General features: G+C 60.3%; 19 protein-coding genes. All 19 read left to right on the top strand.

Features of this window, described 5'->3' with window-relative positions:
* The first annotated feature begins 8 nt into the window (after positions 1 to 8).
* On the top strand, positions 9 to 1,364 hold the full coding sequence (gene accC, locus DBY20_05185; GenBank protein ID PWL79262.1) for an acetyl-CoA carboxylase biotin carboxylase subunit: 1,356 nt from the start codon (positions 9 to 11) through the stop codon (positions 1,362 to 1,364).
* Positions 1,361 to 1,729: an Asp23/Gls24 family envelope stress response protein gene (locus tag DBY20_05180; GenBank protein PWL79261.1), complete on the top strand. Its 369-nt coding sequence runs from the start codon at positions 1,361 to 1,363 to the stop codon at positions 1,727 to 1,729. The genes accC and DBY20_05180 overlap by 4 nt, the downstream gene beginning before the upstream one ends.
* 7 nt (positions 1,730 to 1,736) lie before the next feature.
* Positions 1,737 to 2,258 (top strand): transcription antitermination factor NusB, encoded by a 522-nt coding sequence (nusB, locus tag DBY20_05175; GenBank protein PWL79260.1) that lies wholly within the window; start codon positions 1,737 to 1,739, stop codon positions 2,256 to 2,258.
* Positions 2,255 to 2,503, top strand: a complete 249-nt coding sequence (xseB, locus tag DBY20_05170) for an exodeoxyribonuclease VII small subunit (protein PWL79259.1) — start codon at positions 2,255 to 2,257, stop codon at positions 2,501 to 2,503. The genes nusB and xseB overlap by 4 nt, the downstream gene beginning before the upstream one ends.
* Positions 2,504 to 2,523: 20 nt before the next feature.
* Positions 2,524 to 4,395 carry a 1-deoxy-D-xylulose-5-phosphate synthase gene (gene dxs / locus DBY20_05165; protein PWL79258.1) on the top strand — a complete coding sequence of 624 codons (1,872 nt, stop codon included), beginning with the start codon at positions 2,524 to 2,526 and terminating at the stop codon, positions 4,393 to 4,395.
* 9 nt (positions 4,396 to 4,404) lie between these two features.
* Positions 4,405 to 5,226 (top strand): TlyA family rRNA (cytidine-2'-O)-methyltransferase, encoded by an 822-nt coding sequence (locus tag DBY20_05160; protein PWL79257.1) that lies wholly within the window; start codon positions 4,405 to 4,407, stop codon positions 5,224 to 5,226.
* Entirely contained in the window at positions 5,223 to 6,068 is an 846-nt protein-coding gene (locus DBY20_05155; GenBank protein PWL79256.1) for an ATP-NAD kinase, read from the top strand. Before DBY20_05160 ends, DBY20_05155 begins: the two co-directional genes overlap by 4 nt.
* A complete protein-coding gene (recN, locus tag DBY20_05150) occupies positions 6,013 to 7,701 on the top strand; it encodes a DNA repair protein RecN (GenBank protein ID PWL79255.1) in 1,689 nt (562 codons plus the stop codon). The genes DBY20_05155 and recN overlap by 56 nt, the downstream gene beginning before the upstream one ends.
* Positions 7,701 to 8,318: a threonylcarbamoyl-AMP synthase gene (locus DBY20_05145; protein ID PWL79254.1), complete on the top strand. Its 618-nt coding sequence runs from the start codon at positions 7,701 to 7,703 to the stop codon at positions 8,316 to 8,318. The genes recN and DBY20_05145 overlap by 1 nt, the downstream gene beginning before the upstream one ends.
* 225 nt (positions 8,319 to 8,543) lie before the next feature.
* On the top strand, positions 8,544 to 8,987 hold the full coding sequence (rpiB, locus tag DBY20_05140; protein ID PWL79429.1) for a ribose 5-phosphate isomerase B: 444 nt from the start codon (positions 8,544 to 8,546) through the stop codon (positions 8,985 to 8,987).
* Between the two features lie 13 nt (positions 8,988 to 9,000).
* Positions 9,001 to 10,254, top strand: a complete 1,254-nt coding sequence (glyA, locus tag DBY20_05135; protein PWL79253.1) for a serine hydroxymethyltransferase — start codon at positions 9,001 to 9,003, stop codon at positions 10,252 to 10,254.
* Between the two features lie 25 nt (positions 10,255 to 10,279).
* Entirely contained in the window at positions 10,280 to 10,732 is a 453-nt protein-coding gene (locus DBY20_05130) for a cytidine deaminase (protein PWL79252.1), read from the top strand.
* A gap of 181 nt (positions 10,733 to 10,913) precedes the next feature.
* Positions 10,914 to 11,198, top strand: coding sequence for a hypothetical protein (locus tag DBY20_05125; GenBank protein PWL79251.1), 285 nt, complete (start codon positions 10,914 to 10,916; stop codon positions 11,196 to 11,198).
* Between the two features lie 22 nt (positions 11,199 to 11,220).
* The gene (gene atpB / locus DBY20_05120) at positions 11,221 to 12,015 is read left to right on the top strand and encodes an ATP synthase F0 subunit A (protein PWL79428.1); all 795 of its coding nucleotides are present in this window, start codon (positions 11,221 to 11,223) and stop codon (positions 12,013 to 12,015) included.
* 94 nt (positions 12,016 to 12,109) lie between these two features.
* Positions 12,110 to 12,328 carry an ATP synthase F0 subunit C gene (gene atpE / locus DBY20_05115; protein ID PWL79250.1) on the top strand — a complete coding sequence of 73 codons (219 nt, stop codon included), beginning with the start codon at positions 12,110 to 12,112 and terminating at the stop codon, positions 12,326 to 12,328.
* 24 nt (positions 12,329 to 12,352) lie between these two features.
* Positions 12,353 to 12,985 carry an ATP synthase F0 subunit B gene (atpF, locus tag DBY20_05110; protein ID PWL79249.1) on the top strand — a complete coding sequence of 211 codons (633 nt, stop codon included), beginning with the start codon at positions 12,353 to 12,355 and terminating at the stop codon, positions 12,983 to 12,985.
* The gene (gene atpH / locus DBY20_05105; protein ID PWL79248.1) at positions 12,978 to 13,547 is read left to right on the top strand and encodes an ATP synthase F1 subunit delta; all 570 of its coding nucleotides are present in this window, start codon (positions 12,978 to 12,980) and stop codon (positions 13,545 to 13,547) included. Before atpF ends, atpH begins: the two co-directional genes overlap by 8 nt.
* A complete protein-coding gene (locus DBY20_05100; GenBank protein PWL79247.1) occupies positions 13,548 to 15,116 on the top strand; it encodes a F0F1 ATP synthase subunit alpha in 1,569 nt (522 codons plus the stop codon).
* A gap of 10 nt (positions 15,117 to 15,126) precedes the next feature.
* Complete coding sequence (gene atpG / locus DBY20_05095) at positions 15,127 to 16,017, top strand: ATP synthase F1 subunit gamma (GenBank protein ID PWL79246.1); 891 nt, start codon at positions 15,127 to 15,129, stop codon at positions 16,015 to 16,017.
* Positions 16,018 to 16,019 lie beyond the last annotated feature (2 nt).

The following is a 16,019-nucleotide window of genomic DNA, read 5'->3' as shown; positions in this document are numbered from 1 at the left end:
GATCGCGAATGCTTGACAAGATTCTCATCGCCAATCGTGGCGAAATCGCCCTACGCGTCGTGCGTGCCGCACATGAGCTCGGCATCAAGTGCGTCGTCGTGTATTCGGAGGCCGATAAGGACACGCGCGCTGTCGAGATGGCAGACGAGAGCGTCTGCATCGGTCCGGCGCCATCCGCGCTCTCGTACCTCAACATCCCCAATATCATCGCGGCTGCCAAGATCACCGGCGCGCAGGCCATCCATCCGGGCTACGGCTTCCTTTCGGAGAACGCCGATTTCGCCCGTGCCTGTGCCGATAACGACATCATCTTCATCGGCCCGTCACCCGAGTGCATCGATTCGCTCGGCAACAAGGCGGCGGCCAAGGCGACGATGAAGGAGCTTGGCGTTCCCACTGTGCCCGGTAGCGACGGCCCCGTCGATACCGTCGAGGAAGCACGTGCGTTTGCCCACAAAGTCGGCTATCCCGTGCTTATCAAGGCATCGGCTGGCGGCGGCGGCAAGGGCATGCGCGAGGCCAATGACGACGACGAGCTCGAGAAGATGTTCGTCGCCGCGCGTACCGAGGCGGCCAACGCCTTCGGCAACGACGAGGTCTATCTCGAGAAACTCATCCGCCGTCCGCGTCATGTGGAGATTCAGATCATCGCCGATACGCATGGCAACGCCATGCACCTCTGCGAGCGCGATTGCTCGATTCAACGCCGTCACCAGAAGCTCATCGAGGAGGCGCCCTGTCCCGTCATCGACGAGGAAACGCGCCAGGCGATGGGTGAGGCCGCGCTCAAAGCGGTGCGCGGCGTGGGCTATGTCAACGCCGGCACCATCGAGTTCCTGCTCGACACGGATGGCAGCTTCTACTTCATGGAGATGAACACGCGCGTCCAGGTCGAGCATCCGGTTTCCGAGCAGATCACCGGTGTCGATATCATCAAGCAGCAACTCATTGTCGCTTCGGGTGACCCCATCACCTGTGCGGACCTCGCACCGATGTCGCCGAAGGCCTGCGCCATCGAGTTTCGCATCAATGCGGAAGACCCGGCGCATGATTTCCGTCCCTGCCCGGGTACCATCACGCGCTTCGACATGCCGGGTGGTCCAGGTGTGCGCGTCGACACGCACCTGCGCGCCGGTGACGCGATTCCTCCCACCTATGATTCGCTCATGGCAAAGCTCATCGTATGGGGTGACACGCGCGAGGAGGCCATTGCACGTGGCAAGCGCGCCCTTGACGAGTTCGTCATCGAGGGCGTCGCCACGACGATACCCTTCCATCGCCGCGTGCTCGACAACGCGACGTTTAACTCAGGTATGGTGTACACGGATTTCATCGAAACCGAAACGAATGGGGGACAGCTGTGAAGGAAATCGACCAAGGCTACGTGATTGATGGCATCACCATTGCTCCCGGTGTTGTCGAGACGATCATCTCGCTTGCCGCAGCAGAGGTTCCCGGCGTTGCCGGAGTGGGCACTGCCGGTGCCATCTCGACCATCCGCTCGGCCTTCAATGCGGGCAATGCCATCCCCACCAACGGTATACGCATCGAGCCGCTTGGCGATAAGCAAGTCGCCGTCACCATCTCCATTCAAGCGTATTACGGCTACCGCCTCGTCGAGATCGCCGAGAACGTACGCAAGGCCATCGTCGATGCGCTCGCTGCCCAGATTGGCGTCACGGTGACGTCTGTCGACGTGCACGTAGACGCGCTCTCTTTCGAGGCGTAGGCGAGCCATGGCCGCACTTCGGCATGAACACACGGCTGCCCGCCGTGAGGCATTGCAGCTGCTCTACACTGGTGAGCTCATGGGTCTTCCGCTCGATCAGGTTGCCGACGGTAACGAGACCGAGCTCTTGCTCGTTCCCGAGTGTCCGCAGGGCGTAAGCGATGCCGACCTCGTGGGCGTCGATCTCGTTGCCTATGCCTCGACGTTAGTCAACGGCATTGCCGGTCATATCGACGAGCTCGACGAGCGCATCGGGTCGACAGCCGAGAACTGGACGCTCGAGCGCATGCCCATCGTCGATCGCAACATCATCCGCATTGCCACCTATGAGATTCTCCATTGCGATGAGATTCCCACGGGCGTCGCCATCAACGAAGCCGTCGAGTTGGCAAAGGCCTTCGGGACCGACGAATCACCGAAGTTCGTGAACGGCGTCTTGGGACGCATCGCGAGCGAGGTCTGCGGCGAGGATGCCGCTCAGCTCGATGCGAATGCGCTCGAGCCGCAAGCTTCGATAGATGAGGTATGACGATGTCAGAGAGTTCCAAGGAAACATTCGGCGAGGTCCGAGCGCGGCTCGATGAGATTGTCTCCGAAGTACGTAGCAAGGACGTCTCCCTCGAGAAGAGCCTCGACCTCTACGAGGAGGCTATCAGGCTTGGCAATCGCTGTGCCGAGCTCATCGACAAGCCCGATTACACGGCGGCCGAGATTGCCGAGGCCAACGAGGTCGTCGAAGCTGGTCAAGAAGAGGGTCCCGAGATTACGATCTAACATCGAAGATCGGACAGGATTTGACTGAGAAGATTCTGGATACGATAGAGTCGCCCGCTGACCTCGCTGATCTAAGCTATGAGCAGCTTAATCGTCTGGCCTTCGAGCTGCGCGCCGAGATGATAGCGGCGACGTCGCTGCATGGCGGACACCTTGCGCCATCGCTTGGTAGCGTCGAGCTCATCATCGCGCTTCATCGCGTGCTTGACTGCCCCCGTGACCGTCTCGTTTTCGACGTCGGCCATCAAGCGTACGCCCACAAGCTCTTGACGGGGCGGCGCAAGCAGTTCAAGACCTTGCGCACGTATGAGGGCATTTCCGGATTTCCCAAGATTACCGAAAGCGCATACGATGCCCACGATTCGGGCCATGCATCCGATTCGCTCTCGACGGCGCTTGGCTATGCCCTTGCACGTGACCTTGACGGATCGGATGCGACCATCGCCGCGCTCATCGGCGATGCCTCGTTTACGGGCGGCATGGCACTTGAGGCGCTCAACGACATCGGTCGTGCCAATACGCCGCTTCTGATCGTGCTCAACGATAACGGCATGTCCATCTCGCCCAATGTCGGTGGCTTTTCGACCTATCTTGCCAAGGTGCGCATGTCGGATCAGTACACGCAGCTGCGCAACCATGTCGAGGACGCCTTCAACGCGAGTGGCACGCTGGGGCGCCTGCTCATGCGTGGCGGCAACGCCGCGAAGGAGTCATTCAAGCAATTCGTGCTTCCCGGCGCGACCTTTCTCGAGGGCTTCGGCGTCACGTATATCGGCCCGGTGGACGGGCACGACATCCAGACGCTTGAGGAGATCCTCCGTGATGCCAAGGCGCTCGAGGGCCCCGTTGTCATCCATGCGGTGACGATGAAGGGCAAGGGCTACGGTCCCGCCGAAAAGAACCCTGCGCTCTTCCACGGCGTCGGCCCCTTCGATATCGCGTCGGGTACGCCCAAGCCCAAATCGAACGCTAATCCCACCTGGACGCAGGTCTTCTCCGACGAGCTCATCAAGCTTGCCGAGGATGATCCGTCAATCGTCGCCATCACGGCGGCGATGGCGAGCGGCACGGGACTTTCCGCTTTCGCGAAGGCCTACCCCGAGCGCTTCTTTGATGTCGGCATAGCCGAGGAGCATGCCGTTGGCATGGCAAGCTCGCTTGCGCTTGCAGGCAAGAAGCCCGTCGTCGCCATCTACTCGACTTTCATGCAGCGCGCCATCGACCAAGCTATCGTCAATGTCGGTCTACAGAAGGCCCATGTCGTCTTCTGTCTTGATCGAGCGGGGCTCGTGGGTGATGATGGCCCTACGCATCATGGTGTTTTCGACCTTGTCTACCTGCGTATGATTCCCAACATGCGCATCCTCGCCCCTTCCAGCGATGGGGAGCTGCGCATGGCGCTGCGCTGCGCCATGGCGCTCGAAGGGCCCGTGGCCATTCGCTATCCGCGCGGCAGCGCCCCCGTCGCTCCAGGTGCATGCGAGCCGTGGCAGGAGGGTCATGCCGTCAAGGTCAGGGACGGTGCCGACGGGGCGCTACTCGCCTTGGGTCGCATGGTCGATGTCGCGTGCGAGGTTGCCGAGGTAGCCGCGCGTCAGGGAGTCGAGCTTTCCATCTGGGACATGCGCTGGGCCAAGCCCATTGATGCCGACGCGTTGCGTGATGCCGCCCATACGGGCCATATCTTCACGCTCGAGGATGGCGTCATCACGGGAGGATTCGGTTCGGGCGTGCTCGAGCTGCTTTCCGATATGGGTGAGAGTTGTCCGGTCAGGCGCTTCGGCATCCCCGACACCTTCGTGACCCAAGGTCCGGTCGACAAGCTCTTTGAAGTGCTCGGACTCGATGCGGAAAGCATCAGCGCCGAGGTGCTCGCAGCGTATCAATCCTAGAGGTTACCCATGCGACTTGACGAGCTTCTCGTAGAGCGCGGGCTCGCGCGTGACCTGCATGATGCTCAGGCGTATGTCATGGCTGGCGAGGTCGTGGTGGGTGAGCATCGCGCCACGAGTGCCGGCATGAGCGTGAAGCCCGATGTTGCCTTGCGTCTTAAAGACGATAAGCGGCGTGGTGGCTTCGTGTCGCGCGGTGGTCTCAAACTCCAACAGGCCCTCGATACCTTCGGCCTTGAGGTCGGGGGCCTTGCATGTGCTGACTTAGGCGCTTCGAGTGGCGGTTTTACCGACTGCCTGCTCCAGCGAGGTGCTGCGCGTGTGAGCGCAGTCGATGTGGGCGTGGGACAATTCGACTGGCGTTTGCGCAATGACCCACGTGTGAGCCTTTTCGAGCGTACGAACATCCGCAACGTGAGTGCTGCCGACATAGACGGTCCTTTCGATCTGGTTGTTGCCGACCTTTCGTTCATCAGCCTTGCGTCTGTCATGAGCGATGTCGCCGCGTTCCTGAAGCCCCAGGGTTGCTTCGTCTCGCTTATCAAACCGCAATTCGAGGCATCCAAGGAAGACGTTGGAGAAGGGGGCGTCGTACACGATCCCCAGGCACACGCTCGCTGCATCGAGGCGGTTTTCGAGAGCGCGCGTGCCTGCGGATTCGAGGTCTGCGGTCTCACGTATTCACCCGTCACGGGCCCTGCGGGTAATATCGAGTTTCTCTTTTGGGCGAAATCCCGGCCATGCGATTCCCCGCGAGAGGGTAGTATGTGCTTCGATGAAATCGAGCGTGTCGTCGCAGAGGCGCATGCCAAGCTGAAAGGTGAATCGTGAAGGTTCTGATCGTGCCAAGCAACGTGGACGAGGTTGGTACCGCGGCCCACTATCTCGCTTCGCGCCTTGTCATATCCGGTATCGATGCCCTCGTCCAGGACTCCAAGGCGCCTGACCAGCTGTCTGTCCCCGTCGACGAGCTCGCGCTTGTCGTTTGCATGGGTGGCGACGGTACCTTCCTGCGCGCCGCACGTCTTGTCGATTTTGCTCCCGTGCCCATGCTCGCCCTCAATTACGGCACCCTCTCGTTTCTTTCCGGCAATCCGGCACGCGATGATGTCGAGCTCGTCACGAACGCCCTGGCTGGTGACATGGTCTTCGAGCATCGCTCGACAGCCGACATCACGATAGAGCAGGCTGACGGCCAGGTCATCAACGCGACCGCTCTCAATGAGATTGCCTATACACGCGGTCGTAGCGGGCGCGTGGTCGAGTATCGCTACGGCATCAACGGAATCACCATTGCGCAGCTCAAGGCCGATGGCCTGGTGGTTGCCACGCCCACAGGATCGACGGGCTACGCGCTCTCGGCTGGTGGCCCCATCGTGTCTCCGGCCTATACGGGTCTTGTCGTCGTGCCGGTTGCGCCCCATGCGCTCAACACCCGTGCCATTGTGCTCGCGCCTTCGGATGTGCTCGAGGTCATCATGGATACGACGCGTTCGCGCGATGCGTCGGTGTTCGTAGATGGGGTCATGATCGATGTCGACCAGCCCTCCTCGATAGAGGTGCGCCGCGGAGAGCGTGACTTGCTCTTGGCACGCGGTGGCGACGCCTTCTTCCGCAATGTCTCGCGCGTCTTCTTCGGTGGTCCGCATCCGGACATGCCCGAGCGACAATAGGGAGGGGCACATGCTCGACGAGCTCCATGTATCCAATATCGCCCTCATCGAGGACGCGACCATAGCCTTCGCACCGGGTCTGACCGTCCTCACGGGCGAGACGGGTGCGGGAAAGACGGCGCTTCTCGCGGCCCTCAAGCTCATATGTGGTGCGCGTGCCGACAATACGGTGGTGCGTGATGGTGCCGAGGAGGCGCTTGCCGAAGCACGCATCGTCGATGTAGACGAGCATATCGTTCGTCGGCGTCTGAGTGTCGCCGGGCGTAGCCGTTGTACGATTGACGGAGCAATGGCCACCGTCGGCGAGCTTGCCACACTCACGTCGTCGATCGAAGTGCACGGGCAACATGAGCAGGTGCTTCTCCTGGAGCCGGCTCGCCAGCTCGCCTATCTTGATGCGTGGGCGCAAGATGACGAGCTCCGTGCTCGCTACGCCGAGGCTCGCACGGCCTACCAGCAGGCACGCGCCACTCTTGACGAGCTCGAACAGGCCCAGGGCAAAAACGAGCAGGAGCTCGAGTTCATGCGTTTCACCTGCGAGCAGATCGAGAAGGTCAACCCGCAGGCAGGCGAGCTCGAGGAGCTTGAGGAACAGTTGCCGCGTCTGCAGCATGCAGACCAGCTCGCTCAGGCTTTGCAAGGTGCCTGCGCTGCGCTGCATGATGACGATGGCGCCCTCGACCTCATCGCCCGGGCGACTTCGGAGCTCATGCGGCAACAGGGAATCGATGAGGATCTCGATGAGCTCATTGGTCGGCTTGACGTCCAGATGCAGGAGCTTGAGGACCTCACCCGTGACCTGAGCGCGTATGCGCAGGGCATCGACACGGATCCGAGCAGGCTCGAGGAGACGCTTGATCGTCTCGATAAGCTCAATGGCCTTATGAAACGCTTTGGCCCTGGCATGGACCAGGTTTTCGCCACCTGGGAGGCGGCGAGACGCTCCCTTGAACAAGCCCAGGACTCGCCCGAACGCATGGAGCGGGCGCGCGCATGCCTCGCTCAAGCGCAAGACGCATATCGTCAGGCCGCCGCGGCACTTAGCGCTGCGCGACACGATGCAGCGCAGAGCTTCTGCGAGCAGCTCGCAAAGACCGTAAGCGAGCTTGCGATGGAGGGGGCGAGCTTCGAGTTCTCGTTTGACGAGCTGCCCTTCGAGCGTTGGGGTGAAGCTGGTAGCGAGCAGGTCGAGCTTCTCTACCAACCCGCCCCGGCGTCTAAACCCCGTCCGTTGCGTCGCATCGCATCTGGTGGCGAACTCTCGCGCATCCTGCTTGCGCTCGAGTGCCTGCACTACGATTCTTCCGATACCGGTGCGTCACGCTCGACCATCGTCTTTGATGAGGTCGATTCCGGCATCGGTGGTGCCACCGGCAATGCCGTGGCACGCAGGCTCGCGGCGCTTTCGAAAGACGCGCAGGTCATTGTCGTCACGCATTTGGCGCAGGTTGCCGCGCTGGCCGACGAGCACTATGTGGTGAGCAAGCAGAATGGCGCTGACGGGATGCCGCATACGAGCGTCGAGCCCGTCGTGGGCGAGGCGCGCGTGACGGAGATTGCTCGCATGCTCTCGGGAGACGATGACGAGCGTGCGCTCGACCATGCACGCTCCCTGCTCGAAGGGACGCGCTGATGACGGCCTCCACGCTTTCTCGGGCGCTACGCGATGGACAAGCCGTGATCGTCGCGACCGATACTGTCTACGGCCTTGCGGCTCTTCCCGGCTCTATGGGATACGCGAGCATCTTCGAACTCAAGGAGCGTCCCGCCGATCAGGTGCTGCCCTGGCTCGTGCATGATGTCCACGTGCTCGATGCGCTCGCGGACGACGTTCCAGCCTATGCCCGTCGTCTGGCCCAGATGTTCTGGCCTGGTGCGCTCACCCTCGTCGTGCGTGCCTCGAGTGCCGCGCGCGAACTTGGTGACGTCGCAGACGATGGGACCATCGCGCTGCGCAGCCCTGATGCGCCCGAGCTGCTCGCGCTCCTCGCAGAGCTCGATGCCCCGCTCGCCTGCACGAGCGCGAATGTCCATGGCGAACCCGCGCCCTCGCGCCTGGCGGATGTCCCCGCATCCATGCGCGAGTTGCCTGGTGGCGACTCTCTATCCGAGGTGTGTTGCGTTGGCCGCGCGTCAACGATTGTGGATTGCACGGGCCCTTATCCGAAGATACTGCGTGAAGGGCCGATACCCGAGCAAGTCCTACTCGATGTAGCTGCCTTCGGTGCTACACTTACAAGCCACGAGTAAAACGGCATCACTAGTGGGGACGTACCGCATTTTCGAGCATCTGGAGCAGATGAGCGATTTTCGCGAAGCGGTCTTGCGAGGACTGTCTGAGCACGCGGTCTTTGCGTGCGAGTTCCGCAGCAGCTTCGCGACAATCGCTCATCGGGTGCGAGAGCAAGCTCGAAAATGCGGTACCTCTCTTGACTGATTTGCACATAGCGACGAGAGGGCATGACAATGGCACAACTGCGTATCGCCTTGGCATCGGACCATGGCGGCTTCGAGCAGAAGGAAGCGCTTAAGCCGTGGCTCGAGGATCTTGGCTTTACGGTTGATGACTTCGGCTGCGATAGCGAGGAAAGCGTCGACTATCCCGATTACGCCAAACGTGCCGCCCGTGCCGTGGCACAGGGCGATGATGATTACGGCGTGCTCGTCTGCGGTACGGGTATCGGCATGATGATTGCCGCCAACAAAGTGCATGGCATTCGTGCCGCCAATCTTACGTCCACCGAGTTCGCCAAGCTTTCGCGCGAGCATAACAACGCGAACATTGCAACGCTTTCGGGACGTTTCACGTCCCTCGAGGACAACAAGGCAATTCTTGAAACCTTCCTCGGTACCGAGTTTTCGGGTGATAGGCATGCCCGCAGAGTCGAGAAGATCATGACCATCGAAACCGAAGAGTAGGAGAACTTCGCCCATGAATAACGAGCTACTTGCCCAAGCAGACCCCGAGATTTCCGCCGCCATCAACGACGAGCTGACGCGCCAGCGCAACACGCTCGAGCTGATTGCGTCCGAGAACATTCCCTCGCTGCCGGTCATTGAAACGATGGGCACGATCCTTACCAACAAGTACGCCGAAGGCTATCCTGGCAAGCGCTATTACGGTGGTTGTGCCAATGTCGATACCATCGAGACCATCGCGCGCAACCGCGCTTGCGAGGTGTTCGATGCGGCATACGCCAACGTCCAGCCGCATTCGGGTGTCTGCGCCAACTCGGCAGCCTATTTTGCGCTGCTCGACCCGGGTGCCACCATTCTGGGCATGTCGCTTCCGGCGGGCGGTCATCTTTCGCATGGCGCCAAGTTCTCGCTCTCGGGTCGCTTCTACGACGCCCACTCCTACGGCTTGAATCCCGAGACCGAACGCATCGACATGGACGAGGTTCGCGCTATTGCCCAGGAGGTCAAGCCTGATCTTATCGTTGCCGGTGCGTCGGCTTATCCGCGTATCATCGACTTCGAGGCATTTGCCGACATCGCCCATGAGGTTGGTGCCTATCTTATGGTCGACATGGCGCATATCGCGGGTCTCGTTGCCGGCGGTGCGCATCCTTCGCCGGTGCCTCATGCCGACATCGTTACCTCGACCTCGCACAAGACTTTGCGCGGTCCGCGCGGTGGTTTCATGGTCACGAACAACGAGGAGATTTACGAGAAGTACAACAAGGCCGTGTTCCCCGGTTGGCAGGGCGGTCCGCTCATGCACGTCATCGCCGCCAAGGCCGTCGCCTTTGGCGAGGCTGCCCGTCCGGAATTCTCCGACTACGCGCATGCCGTCGTCGAGAACGCCGCCGCCCTGGGCGAGGGCCTCGTCGAAGGTGGTCTGCGCCTCGTTTCGGGTGGCACCGACAATCACCTCTGCCTCGTCGACCTCACGCCTGCCGGCATCACCGGCAAGGAGGCCGAGGAGCTGCTCGAGCCGCTCGGCATCACGACCAACAAGAACGCCATCCCCAATGATCCGCTGCCGAGCAGCATCACGAGCGGCGTGCGCGTGGGCAGCGCGACGATTACCTCGCGCGGCTTCGATGCCAACGAAGCTCGTGTCATCGGCGGCTTCATTGCCCAGGTTATCTTCAACCGGGATAATCAAACCGTTCTCGACAAGGTAGCGGGCGAGGTGCACGACATGCTCGAGAAGCACCCCCTGTATCCCGAGATTGCCTAGTAAACGGGCGGTAGGAGGAAGACGCATGGCTGATACGCGCCCGAGCTGGGACGAGTATTTCATGGATATCACGAAGCGGGTCGCCACGCGCTCGACCTGTCTGCGTCGCGCCGTCGGTGCCATACTCGTGCACGACAAGCGCATCATCGCCAGCGGTTACAACGGCGGACCGACGGGGCTCGCGCATTGCCTCGACATCGGATGCCTGCGCGAGAAGCTCGGCATCCCGTCCGGGCAGCAGCATGAGCTCTGCCGTGGCATTCATGCCGAGCAAAACGCCATCATCCAAGCCGCGCGTTACGGCGTCTCCATCGAAGGCGCCACGCTCTACTGCACGACGCAGCCCTGCACGCAATGCACCAAGATGCTCATCAACGCGGGCATCACGGAGATTGTCTATGCGGAAGGCTATCCCGATGACCTCGCGCGTGAGCTTCTGGACGAGTCGGGAATCGTCGTCCGAAGATTCGAGGACTGACGCCGTACGGTCGTTTCATGATCGCGAGTTCGTGACCTTAGGTTTTTGCCAAAGCTAACTTACGCATGCCGTTCGCCTGAAATAGCGGCAGTTCACTGGGATTGCCACTATGAAGTGCTGCGGCCGCCATTATACTTTGGAGTGTTTTGTGTGAGTGCTGTCTTTGGGGAGAACTAGCTACATGGCGATAGCGATCATCGCGGGCATTCTCGCGGGTTTGGTAAGCTTGGTTCCCATGTGGGCTGGAGTTCGCAGCGCGAAGCGAATGGATGCGCAGCAATCGGCTGCCGGGTACCTCACTCCGGTATTGCTGGCCGTCGGAGGCTCGTTTGTGGTCCTCGCTTTGGCGACAGTCATTTGCGTTGTCGTGGCTCGATCGAGTGTCGTGCCCTTTGCTTTGGCAGAGGCCTGCACACTTGTTGTCGCGGCGCTCGGTTATGGAATAGCGAAAGCTATACGTAAGTAGAACGGAGAGGGCGAAAGTGGATATCAATCCGTTAGAGGTACTTCAAGGAGAGCCTCTCGAGGAACTGCAACACTCGTTCGATTCGATGTACCTTATTAGTGGAGGCGGCGAGGTCGGCCTCACGCAGTACATCTTCTGGATGATCATCTCGATGGTGCTTACCGCGCTCGTCGTCATTCTTGCCGGCAAACGTCTGAGCATCATCCCCACCAACAAGTTCGCCAATATGGTCGAATGGGGCTATGAGCGCATTTGCGTCAACATGGGCGAGAACGCAATCGGCAAGGGCTATCAGAAGTTCATGCCCGTCATCCTCACCTTCTTCTTCTTCATTCTCATCTCAAACGTCATCGGACTCATCCCGGGTTGCAAGACTCCCACGGGTTCGCTTTCCGTGACGTGGGCGCTTGCAACGGTCGCCTTCATCTACTTCAACTGGCAGGGCATCAAGAGCAAGGGCGGTCTTGGCTATATCAAGTCCATCGCCCCGTCTGGTCTGCCCGTCGTGATGGTTCCCATCATCTGGCTCTTCGAGTTCATCTCGCTCGTGCTGCGTTGGCTTACCCTTGCCGTCCGACTTTACGGCAACATGTTCGCCGGCCACATGATTCTTGGCATCTTCGCCCTTATGACCACCATCTTCCTGCAGTGCAGCATCGAGGCTATGAACTTCGTCATCGGCCTGCCTGCCATTGCATGGGTTCTCTTGCTTATCGTCATGTATGCCATGGAGTGCCTCGTCGCGTTCCTGCAGGCATACGTGTTCTCGATACTTACGGCCGTTTACGTCGGTCTTGCGGTTTCCGAATCGCACTAATTTGGTTCTCGGTCGGGTACCGTGCCCGACTGGTTCATAGGAAGTTAGGCTTGCACGGAGAAGGCCGTGCAGGTCGTCACTTAAGGAGGAACAAGTGGAAACTACCCTCATCATCGCCGCCCTCAAGGTTGTCGGCTACGGTCTTGGCGCCATCGGCCCAGGCATCGGCATCGGTATTGCTTGCTACGGCTGCTGCGTCGGCTCCGCCCGTCAGCCCGAGCTCGCAGGTCGCCTCTTCACCAACTTCATCATTGGTGCGGCACTTGCAGAGGCCCTTGCACTCATCGGCTTCGTGCTCTTCTTCCTTGCCTAGTCAGGTTTCGTTACGTTGGAAACAATGCCTAGGGAGGGATCAGTGAAAGCACAAGTCAAGAAAATTGCCACTCGCGGCACTGCCGCATGCGCGCTCGCGAGTGCCATGGCTTTCGCAGCCCCCACGCTTGCATTTGCGGCCGAGAAGGAGACCGCGGGCATTTCGGCGATTCTGCCGGCAATGGATGAATTCATCCCGATGCTCGTCGCCTTCCTCATCCTGCTTGCGATTCTCGCCAAGTTCGGATGGCCCATGTTCAACGGCATTCTCGAGAAGCGCGAAACCACCATTCGCGAAGCACTCGAGAAGTCCGAGCAAGCTCGTATCGAGGCCGAGCGTGTGCTTGCCGAGTACCAGGACAAGCTCATCGAGGCCCGTCAGGAAGCGGCTACGATCATCTCCGAGGCCAAGCAGCAGGCTGAGGCGCAACGCGCTGCCACCACTGCCAAGGCCCAGGAGGAAGCCGAGAAGATCATCGCCAAGTCTCGCGAGGCGATGCAGGCCGAGAAGAACGCCGCCATCGCCGAGCTTCAGGCATCCGTCGCTGACATCGCATGTGCTGCCATGACACGCGTCGTGCAGGAGGACTTCACCGATGCGGATCATCGCAGGCTCATCGAGAAGAGCATCGAAGAGATAGGTACGCTCAATGCCTAAGAATCGCCTGCTCATCAAGAAGGAAATCGAAGCGTACGCCGAGGTCTTGCTCGAACTTGGCGAGTCCAAAAACGACGTGTACTCGATTTCCGCACAGCTCGAGGAGATGAAGAAGGTCGTCAACATGCATCCCGGTCTTAGGGAAGTGCTTGCGAACGACTCCATCGACGAGAATACGCGTGCGACGGTCATGCACGAGGTTTTCAAGGAGTTTGATATCGAGCTCATCCAGTTCGTCATCTTCATGGCCTCGCGCCATGACATCACGCTTCTTCCCCGTGTGGCCGAGCGCTACGACAATATGGTGCAGGACAAGTACGATGTCGTCATTGTCGACGTCGCGACCGTCATCCCGCTTGACGACGAGCTGCGAGAGAAGTTTAAAAGTAAATTTTCCGCCCAATTTGGCAAGGAAATCGTCCTGCGCGAGCATGTCGATGCCTGGCTGCTTGGCGGTACGAACGTGAGAGCAAATGGAAGGCGTGTCGATTGTTGCACTGCTACGCGGATCGAGATGGTCCGTGCCGAGCTCTCTTCAGCAATGACTGGAGGTGAAAGGTAAATGGCGGAAATCACCGCGAGCGACATCGATCAGATTCTGCGTGAGAAGCTTGCTTCTCTGCAGACCAGCGTCGAGACTCGTGAGTTTGGTCATGTCATTCAGATTGGCGACGGCATTGCGCGCGTCAACGGTCTGAAAAGCGCAATGGCCGGCGAGCTCCTCGAGTTCGTCGCCCATGACGGCACGACTGTCTATGGTCTCGCCCAGAACCTTGAAGAAGACGAAGTAGGCGCCGTTCTCCTGGGCGACTACACCTTGATCAAGGAGAACGACGAGGTCCACACCACGGGCCGCGTCGTCGAGGTTCCCTGCGGCAAGAGCCTGCTCGGCCGCGTCGTGAACCCGCTTGGCATTCCGCTGGACGGCAAGGGCCCCATCGAGGCCGAGGGCTATCGCCCCGTCGAGTTCCGCGCCCCGGGCGTCATCGAGCGCCAGCCCGTCCACGAGCCCGTCCAGACCGGTCTCATCGCCATTGACGCGATGATCCCCATCGGACGCGGCCAGCGCGAGCTGATCATTGGCGATCGCCAGACGGGCAAGACGTCCATCGGCATCGACACGATCATCAACCAAAAGGGCAAGGGCATGATCTGCATCTATGTCGCCATCGGCCAGAAGGCCTCCACGGTCGCGACCGTGGTCGAGGCCCTCGAGAGCCATGGTGCCCTGGATTACACGATCATCGTCTCCGCTCCCGCATCCACGTCCGCACCGCTGCAGTACATCGCTCCCATGGCGGGTGCCGCAATGGGCGAGTACTTCATGTACAACGGCGAGGATGGCCAGCCCGCAAGCGCCACCAACCCTGGCCGTCACGTGCTCTGTGTCTACGACGACCTTTCCAAGCAGGCCGTCGCATATCGCCAGATGTCGCTGACGCTGCGCCGTCCGCCGGGACGCGAGGCTTACCCCGGCGACGTTTTCTACCTGCACTCCCGTCTGCTGGAGCGCGCCGTCAAGCTCAACGACAAGAACGGTGCCGGTTCGCTTACGGCGCTGCCGATCATCGAAACCCAGGGCGGTGACGTCTCGGCATACATTCCGACCAACGTCATCTCCATTACCGATGGCCAGATCTTCCTGCAGCAGGACCTGTTCATGCAGGGCCAGCGCCCGGCCGTCAACGTCGGTATCTCGGTTTCCCGCGTCGGCGGTTCCGCGCAGATCAAGGCAATGAAGCAGGTTGCCGGTACGCTGCGTCTTGACCTCGCCGCATACCGCGAGCTGCAGGCGTTCTCGCAGTTCGGTAGCGACTTGGACAAGGCGACGCAGCAGCAGCTCTCCCGTGGTGCTCGCATGACCGAGCTTCTCAAGCAGGGCCGTTACGCTGCCATGGACGTCGAGGACCAGGTTGTCGCGATTTTCGCTGGCGATCAGGGCTTCCTCGATGGCATGCCCGTCTCCGACACGCTGCGCTTCCGCGATGATCTCGTGCAGTACATGCACACGGTTCGCAAGGACCTCAAGGATAAGATCGCGACCGAGAAGCAGCTGACCGATCAGATCAAAGAGGAGCTCCTCGAGGCCATCACGACCTTCAAGCAGAGCTTCATCATTGCGAAGAAATAGAGGTTAGCGCATGCCCAGTCAACGCGATATCAAGAGGCGTAAGCTCTCGGTCGAGAGCACGAAGCAGATTACGCGCACCATGGAAATGGTCGCCACTGCCAAGATTCGCCATGCGACTGAGCGCATCGCCGCGGCTACCCCGTATTCCGAAGCCATGGTCAAGACTCTTTCCGGTGTGGCTGCTCATTCGCTTTCCGTTGAGCATCCACTCCTGGAGGAGCATCCGGAAAAGAAGAACGCGATTGCAATCGTCGTGGTTTCCGATCGCGGACTTGCCGGTGGTTTCAACAGCAACGTCTTTCGCATGGTTGACAAGTACCGTGCGGATAACACCGCTGCCGGCATCAAGACCAATGTCATAGTCTGCGGTAAGAAGGGCGCAAGCTACTTCCACTACCGCAGGCTCGAACCACTCATGGTGTTTCGTGACATGTCCGCGGATCCCACGCTTCAGGAGGCACGCGAGATTTCCTCGTACGTGCGCAGCAGTTTTCTCGACCATGCGGTCGACGAGGTCGTGATTTTCTACAATCACGCCCGCAACGCCGCTGATCAGGACTTGCGCCAAGAGGTCATCCTGCCTGTCCAGGCCGATGCGCTGAAGGCAAACGAAGACGAAAACGGCGAGGCGGAAATCGCTGCCGACACGAGCTTCGAGCCTTCGTCAGAAGAAGTACTTGACCGCCTCCTCCCGGCCTATGTCGAGACGGTGGTCTATCACGCGCTTATCGATTCAGCCGCTGCCGAGCAGGGCGCTCGCCGCAAGGCGATGAAGTCCGCGACCGACAACGCGACCGAGATGATCGAGACGCTGGATCGTCTGTACAACCGCGTGCGCCAAGGTGCCATCACCACTGAGATTACCGAAATCGTCGGTGGCGCTGCCGCTTTGGAGGATTAGAG

The organism is Coriobacteriia bacterium (assembly GCA_003149935.1).
GTDB lineage: Bacteria > Actinomycetota > Coriobacteriia > Coriobacteriales > QAMH01 > QAMH01.
Note: the sequence above shows the minus strand (reverse complement) of the source record. Positions and strands in the feature narration are given on the sequence as shown.